9 protein-coding genes are annotated in these 7085 nt (G+C 68.0%); 2 read left to right on the top strand and 7 right to left on the bottom strand.

Annotation, left to right across the window (positions count from 1 at the left end; translation table 11 throughout):
* Nucleotides 1-20: 20 nt before the first annotated feature.
* From ABNT58_RS14795 to phaC, 4 genes are all read right to left on the bottom strand, one after another.
* On the bottom strand, nt 21-161 hold the full coding sequence (locus tag ABNT58_RS14795) for a hypothetical protein (RefSeq protein ID WP_348754223.1): 141 nt from the start codon (nt 159-161) through the stop codon (nt 21-23).
* Between the two features lie 80 nt (nt 162-241).
* On the bottom strand, nt 242-982 hold the full coding sequence (phbB, locus tag ABNT58_RS14790; RefSeq protein ID WP_250199366.1) for an acetoacetyl-CoA reductase: 741 nt from the start codon (nt 980-982) through the stop codon (nt 242-244).
* 82 nt (nt 983-1064) lie between these two features.
* Nucleotides 1065-2243, bottom strand: coding sequence for an acetyl-CoA C-acetyltransferase (locus tag ABNT58_RS14785; protein ID WP_348754222.1), 1179 nt, complete (start codon nt 2241-2243; stop codon nt 1065-1067).
* A gap of 51 nt (nt 2244-2294) precedes the next feature.
* Nucleotides 2295-3998 (bottom strand): class I poly(R)-hydroxyalkanoic acid synthase, encoded by a 1704-nt coding sequence (gene phaC / locus ABNT58_RS14780; protein WP_348754221.1) that lies wholly within the window; start codon nt 3996-3998, stop codon nt 2295-2297.
* Between the two features lie 175 nt (nt 3999-4173).
* Here phaC and ABNT58_RS14775 point away from each other — a divergent pair, with 175 nt between their 5' ends.
* Nucleotides 4174-4491, top strand: a complete 318-nt coding sequence (locus tag ABNT58_RS14775; protein ID WP_348754220.1) for a hypothetical protein — start codon at nt 4174-4176, stop codon at nt 4489-4491.
* Here ABNT58_RS14775 and pgeF read toward each other — a convergent pair.
* The 3 genes from pgeF to ABNT58_RS14760 are packed head-to-tail and all read right to left on the bottom strand — an operon-like array spanning nt 4423 to nt 6520.
* The gene (pgeF, locus tag ABNT58_RS14770; RefSeq protein ID WP_348754219.1) at nt 4423-5184 is read right to left on the bottom strand and encodes a peptidoglycan editing factor PgeF; all 762 of its coding nucleotides are present in this window, start codon (nt 5182-5184) and stop codon (nt 4423-4425) included. The two genes, ABNT58_RS14775 and pgeF, sit on opposite strands and share 69 nt — an antisense overlap.
* Nucleotides 5181-5831: a maleylacetoacetate isomerase gene (gene maiA / locus ABNT58_RS14765; RefSeq protein ID WP_348754218.1), complete on the bottom strand. Its 651-nt coding sequence runs from the start codon at nt 5829-5831 to the stop codon at nt 5181-5183. Before maiA ends, pgeF begins: the two co-directional genes overlap by 4 nt.
* Nucleotides 5828-6520, bottom strand: coding sequence for a fumarylacetoacetate hydrolase family protein (locus ABNT58_RS14760; RefSeq protein WP_348754217.1), 693 nt, complete (start codon nt 6518-6520; stop codon nt 5828-5830). The genes maiA and ABNT58_RS14760 overlap by 4 nt, the downstream gene beginning before the upstream one ends.
* A 78-nt stretch (nt 6521-6598) precedes the next feature.
* Here ABNT58_RS14760 and ABNT58_RS14755 point away from each other — a divergent pair.
* Nucleotides 6599-7085, top strand: a 487-nt coding sequence (locus ABNT58_RS14755) for an NUDIX hydrolase (protein ID WP_348754224.1), incomplete at its 3' end; no start/stop codon positions are given.

The raw sequence follows: 7085 nt of genomic DNA, 5'->3' as shown, positions 1-7085 counted from the left end.
TGAAGGGCGCAGCCGGCGCTTCAGGGCGCCGGATGCTGCGGATCGAACTCCGGGTCGGCCGGGTCGTTGGGCGCCGGCACCTGGCCGTCGTCGGGCTCCACCGGCTGCGGGCCGGGCTGGTTGGGGGGCAGGTCGCTCTTTTCGTGGGGGCGCGGCTTCATCGTCGGTACTCCTGGTTCAGCGGACCCATTGAAAAAGCCCGCACATGGCGGGCTTCTGGCAAGCAGCGAGCCGCTATGGCTCAGCCCATATGGAGGCCGCCGTTGCAGCTGAAGTCGGCGCCGGTGGCAAACCCGGATTCGTCGCTGGCCAGCCAGGCCACGATGGAGGCGATTTCTTCCGGCGTGCCCAGGCGCTTGATGGGGATGGTGCTGATGATCTTGTCCAGCACGTCCTGGCGGATGGCCTTGACCATGTCGGTGGCGATGTAGCCCGGGCTCACGGTGTTCACCGTCACGCCCTTGGCAGCCACTTCCTGCGCCAGGGCCATGGTGAAGCCGTGCATGCCGGCCTTGGCCGCCGAGTAGTTGGTCTGGCCGAACTGGCCCTTCTCGCCGTTGACCGACGAGATGTTGATGATGCGGCCCCAGCCCTGGTCCAGCATGCCGTCGATCACCTGCTTGGTGACGTTGAACATGCTGTCGAGGTTGGTCGACATCACGGCCTGCCAGTCGGCCAGGCTCATCTTGCGAAACTGGCCGTCGCGGGTGATGCCGGCGTTGTTCACCAGCACGCTGATGGCGCCATGCTCGGCCTTGACCTTGTCGAAGGCGGCCACGGTGGATTCCCAGTCGGCCACGTTGCCCACCGACGCGTAGAAGGTGTAGCCCAGCGCGGACTGTTCATCCAGCCACTTCTTGAAGTCGCGGCTGGGGCCGCAGCCGGCGATGACCTTGAAGCCGTCCTTGTGCAGGCGCTGGCACATCGCGGTACCGATGCCACCCATGCCGCCCGTCACATAAGCCACTTTTTGTGCTGCCATTCGATTTCTCCTGTTGCATCGGCTGTCGATGCGTCACTATGTCTGTTGTCGCCCGGGTGACATTCCCGGGCTTACCCGTGTTTCAGCGCTCGACGGTCAGCGCCACGCCCATGCCGCCGCCGATGCACAGCGAAGCGATGCCCTTCTTGGCATTGCGGCGCTGCATCTCGTGCAGCAGCGTCACCAGGATGCGGCAGCCCGACGCACCGATGGGGTGGCCGATGGCGATGGCGCCACCGTTGACGTTGACCTTGCTCAGGTCCCAGCCCATCTCGTTGTTCACCGCGCAGGCCTGGGCGGCGAAGGCTTCGTTGATTTCCAGCAGGTCCAGGTCCTGGGCCTTCCAGCCGGCGCGCTGCAGCGCCTTCTGCGAGGCGGGCACCGGGCCCATGCCCATGATGGCCGGGTCGAGTGCCACGGTGGCATAGCTGGCCAGGCGGGCCAGCGGGGTCAGGCCCAGCTGCTCGGCCTTCTTGGCGGTCATCAGCACCACGCCGGCGGCGCCGTCGTTGATGCCCGAGGCATTGCCGGCGGTCACGGTGCCGGCCTTGTCGAAGGCGGGGCGCAGGCCGGCCAGCGCTTCGGCGGTGGTCTTCTTGTTGATGAACTCGTCGGTGTCGAACAGCACCGGGTCGCCCTTCTTCTGCGGGATGCTGACCGGCACGATCTCGTCCTTGAACTTGCCGGCTTCCTGGGCGGCCACGGCCTTTTGCTGCGAGGCCAGCGCGAAGGCGTCCTGCTTGTCGCGGCTGATGTCGTACTTCTTGGCCACGTTCTCGGCGGTGATGCCCATGTGGTACTTGTTGTACACATCGAACAGGCCGTCGTTGATCATGGTGTCGACCATCTTCCAGTCGCCCATGCGCTGGCCGTCGCGCGAGCCCATCAGCACATGCGGCGAGGCGCTCATGTTCTCCTGCCCGCCGGCGATGATGATCTCGGAATCACCGTCGCGAATGGCCTGCGCGCCCAGCATCACGGCCTTCAGGCCCGAGCCGCACACGGCGTTGATGGTGAGGGCCGGCACGCTCTGCGGCAGGCCGCCCTTGATCACGCTCTGGCGGGCCGGGTTCTGGCCCGAGCCGGCGGTGAGCACCTGGCCCAGGATCACTTCATTGATCTGGTCGCCGCTGAGCTTGGCACGCTCGAGCAGGGCGGCGATCACGGTGGCGCCCAGCTCGGGCGCGGCGATCTTGGACAGCGAACCGCCGAACTTGCCCACGGCAGTTCGGGCGGCGGCGACGATGACGATGTCGGTCATGGAATGTCTCCTCTGTGGACCGGGATGGATGGGATGGGGTGCCGTGCGCCGTCAGGCCTTTTGCTTGACGTAGCGGCCGGGCGCAGCTTCGATGACCTTGTGGGTGCGGCTGCCGTACGACTTCGGTGCTGCAACTTGCCTGCCAGCGTGCGGGGCCAGCCAGGCGGCCCAGTCGGTCCACCAGCTGCCCGGGTGTTCCGTGGCGGCGGCGAACCAGTCGTCAGCACTGGCGGGCACCGGATCCGTACTGCCGATCCAGTGGCTGCGCTTTTTCTTGGCCGGCGGGTTGATGACGCCGGCAATGTGGCCCGATGCGCCGAGCACGAAGCGCGACGGGCCCTGCAGCAGATTCAGGCTCTGGAAGGCCGAGGTCCAGGGCACGATGTGGTCCTCGCGCGAGCCGTAGACGTAGACCGGCGCCTCGATGGCGCCCAGGTCGACCTGCTCGCCGCACACCGTGAGCTTGCCGGGTACCTTCAGCTCGTTTTGCAGGTAGGTGTGGCGCAGGTACCAGCAGTACATCGGGCCGGGCAGGTTGGTGGAGTCGCTGTTCCAGTACAGCAGGTCGAAGGGGGGCGGCGCCTCGCCCTTCAGGTAGTTGCCGACGACGTAGTTCCACACCAGGTCATTCGGCCGCAGGAAGCTGAAGGTGGTGGCCAGTTCCTGGCCCTTGAGCAGCTGCGGGCCGGTGGGCGCGGCCGGGCCGAGCGTGAGCTCGCGCAGCGCCACCGCGGCTTCGTCGACGAAGAGGTCGAGCACGCCGGTGTCGCTGAAATCGAGCAGCGTGGTCAGCAGCGTCAGGCTGCTGGCAGCCTGCTCGCCGCGCGCGGCCAGCACGGCCAGCGCGGTGCTGAGGATGGTGCCGCCCACGCAAAAGCCCAGCATGTCGAAGGCGTCGGCGCCGGTGATGGCCTGCACCGCGCGGATGGCGGCGATGGCGCCGTCTTCGATGTAGTCGTCCCAGGTCTTGTCCGCCAGCGACGCATCGGGGTTGCGCCAGCTCATCACGAAGGTGCGGTGGCCCTGCTCGACCGAGTAGCGGATCAGCGAGTTTTCGGGCTGCAGGTCGAGGATGTAGAACTTGTTGATGCAGGGCGGCACGAACAGCATCGGCCGCTCGTACACCTTGGCCGTCAGCGGCTTGTATTCGAGCAGCTGGAACAGCTCGTTCTCGAACACCACCGCGCCTTCGCTGGTGGCCACGTTGCGGCCCACCTCGAACGCGCTTTCATCGGTCTGCGACACATGGCCTTGCTGCACGTCGTTCCACAGCTGGCGCAGGCCGGTGGCGATGCTTTCGCCCTGCGAATCCACCGCCTTGCGCAGCGCATCGGGGTTGAGCGAGAGGCAGTTGCTGGGGCTGGCCGCATCGATCCACTGCTGCACCGCAAAGCGCAAGCGCGCCATGGTCTTGGCATCGCCCTGCACCGCTTCGGCCATTTCCATCAGCGTGCGGGCGTTGAGCAGGTAGGTCTGCGCCATGTAGGCGGCTGCGGGATTGTTGGCCCACTCGCTGCTGGCAAAGCGGCGGTCGCGCAGCGCCGGCGCGGCGGCTTCGGCCTGCGGCTGGCTCATGCGCGTGAGCGTGTCGTTCCACAGGGCCGTGGCCTGCTGCAGGTAGCTGCTCTGCAGCTGGCTCATGCTGTCGGCGGGCAGCTTCAGGCCCGACATCGACTTCCAGATTTCACCCAGGGCGTGCCCGAAGGCCTGCACGCCTTCCGCGGGCTGCGGCAGGGTCGGGGTAGGCTTTGCCATCGTCTTGTCTCCGTTGAGGTCGCCCGACGACACCACCCGTCGGGAAGCGACTGCCATCGCTTGATTGTGGGGTCTGGAAAAGTGCATCCGTGACGGATCGCACCCTTCCTGAACCCTTGCAATTCTGCATGATGAGCTTACTTTTCACTTACTGAAATACGCAGGTTTACGTACGATGTACCTCGTTGCCATCGCCTGGATGTATGTGGTGCTGATGATGTCGGTGGCCGAGGCCACCAGCAGCCAGGGCACGGTGCTGGGCGCACTCGTGACTTTCGGGCTTTATGGGCTGCTGCCTTTGAGCATCGTCATGTACCTGCTGGGAACGCCCATGCGCAGGCGTGCCCGCCTCGCGCGGGAGGCGGAAGCGGACCGGGCGGCGATGGCCGCCGGTGCGGCTACAGGGGCCGCTGCGACAACGCCTTCAGCGCCGCCAGACGGCGGCAGCCAAGCGTCCGGTGACGCCGTCGCGCCGGTACGAAAAGAACCTTGAGGGGTCTTCGACGGTGCACCAGGCAGCGCCCGTTGTAGCGGTGACGCCACACTGATGCAGCCGGTCGCGGGCCAGCGCCGGCAGGTCGGCCAGCCAGCGCATGGCGCCGTCGGTCCGCGCGCGCGGGGTGAAACGGCCGTCCCCGGCCGGTGAGCCGCCGAAGGCCAGCACCACTTCTTCGCCTACCTCAAACTGTTGCGGCCCGATGCACGGGCCCAGCCAGGCCTGCAGCTCGGCCGGCGCGCAGCCGGCGGCTTCGCACAGCGCGGCCACGGTGGCGTCCAGCACGCCGCCGGCCAGGCCGCGCCAGCCGGCATGGGCGGCGCCCACCGCACGGCCCTCGGGCGCGGAGAACAGCACCGGCAGGCAGTCGGCCACCTGCACGGTGCAGCCGATGCCGCGCTCGGTGGTGATGGCGGCGTCGGCCTCGATGGGCTCGGCGCGCCCGGCATCGGCTGCGGTCAGCCGCGCCACCGTGCGGCCGTGCACCTGGCGCAGCCACACCGGCGCGGCGCCGATGGCCTGCGCAAAGCGGCGGCGGTTCTCGGCCACGGCGGCCGGCTCGTCGCCCACCGCGATGCCCAGGTTCAGTCCGGCCCAAGGCGCGGCGCTCACACCGCCGGCGCGGGTGCTCATCCACGCGCCGACGCCGGGTGGGGCAGCCCAGTCGGGCGTCAGGCCGGTGGCGATCATTCGGCGTCCGGGCACTGGCCCGGTTGCGCCTGCTGGAAGGCCGGCAGCTGCAGGCAGTGGTCCACCACCCGCATCACCGTCGGCACATGGTCCAGCCGGCAGCCGAAACGCTGGGCATTGAAGATCTGCGGCACCAGGGTGCAGTCGGCCAGCGTGGGCGCATCGCCATGGCAGAAGCGGCCGGTCTGCGGGTGGCCGGCCAGCTGCTGCTCCACCGTCTGCAGGCCGGTTTCCACCCAGTGGCGGATCCAGCGCAGCTTGTCGTCCTCCGACAGCTTCAGGTCCTGCGTGAGAAAGCGCAGCACCTTCAGGTTGTTGATCGGATGGATCTCGCAGGCCACGTCCAGCGCCAGCGCCCGCACCCGGGCGCGGCCGGCCGCATCAAGCGGCAGCAGCGGCGGCTCGGGGTGGGTCTCGTCCAGGTACTCGATGATGGCCAGCGACTGCGTGAGCGTGACCTCACCGTCGCGCAGCGCCGGCACCAGGCGCGAGGGCGTCACCGCCGCATAGGCCTCGCCCTGCTGCTCGTTCTTGACCAGGTGCACCGGGCGGTAGTCGTAGGCCAGGCCCTTGAGGCCCAGCGCGATGCGCACCCGGTACGACGCCGAAGAACGGAAGTAGCTGTACAGCGCGAGGTCGGCCGTCATCGGAGCTGGATGCGCAGCGTGCCCAGGCCTTCCACAGTGCCTTCCAGCACGTCGCCACGCACCACGGCGCTCACGCCCGCCGGGGTGCCGGTGAAGATCAGGTCGCCGGGCTGCAGCGTCCAGGCCTTGGACAGCGTCTCGATGGTCTCGGCCACGCTCCAGATGAGCTCAGTCAGGTCGCCCTTCTGGCGCACGTCGCCATTGACCTTCAGCGTGATGGCGCCCTTGAGCAACTCGCCGGTGCGGGCGATGGGGTGGATGGGCCCGATGGGCGCCGACTGCTCGAAGCCCTTGCCGATGCTCCAGGGGCGGCCCTGCTTCTTCATCTCGTTCTGCAGGTCGCGCCGGGTCATGTCCAGGCCCACGGCGTAGCCGTAGATGTGGCGCAGTGCGTCGGCGGCGGCGATGTCGCGACCGCCGATGCCGATGGCCACCACCAGCTCCACCTCATGGTGCAGGTTGCTGGTGAGCGTGGGGTAGTCCACCGGGCCGGTTTCGCCCTCGGCCACGGGCACCACGGCGTCGGCGGGCTTCATGAAGAAAAAGGGCGGCTCGCGGCCGGTGAAGCCCATTTCCTGCGCGTGTTCGGCGTAGTTGCGGCCGACGCAATAGATGCGGTGAACGGGGAACAGGCCGCCACCGGCCACGGGCACGGCCGGAATGGCCGGGGCTTGCACAACAAAATCCATGGTGTCCTTGCTGAGTTGCTGCCAAGGGGAAGCCACCGATGATGCCACCTGCCACGGCTAAACTCCGCCGCCATGCTGCTGACCGAGCGCGACAAGATCAAGCACTGCCGCGTCTGCGGCACCGCGGTGAACTACATCGTTCCGGCCGACGACACGCGCCCGCGCGCGGTGTGCCCGGCCTGCGGCACGGTGCACTACGAAAATCCGCTGAACGTGGTGGGCACCGTGCCCTACTGGCAAGACCAGGTGCTGCTGTGCAAGCGCAACATCGAGCCGCGCTACGGCTTCTGGACGTTGCCGGCCGGCTTCATGGAGCTGGGCGAAACCACCGCCCAGGGCGCCGCGCGCGAGACGGATGAAGAGGCCGGCGCGCACATCCAGATGGGCCCGCTCTTCAGCCTGATGAACGTGATGCGCGTGGGCCAGGTGCACATGTACTACCTGGCGCCGCTGACCGACACCGTGTTCAACCCCGGGCCCGAGAGCATCGAGGCGCGCCTCTTCCGCGAGGACGAGATCCCCTGGGACGACATCGCCTTTCGCACGGTGCGCGAGACACTCAAGC

This window comes from uncultured Aquincola sp. (assembly GCF_964001545.1).
In the GTDB taxonomy this organism is placed as follows: domain Bacteria; phylum Pseudomonadota; class Gammaproteobacteria; order Burkholderiales; family Burkholderiaceae_C; genus Aquincola.
Note: the sequence above shows the minus strand (reverse complement) of the source record. Positions and strands in the feature narration are given on the sequence as shown.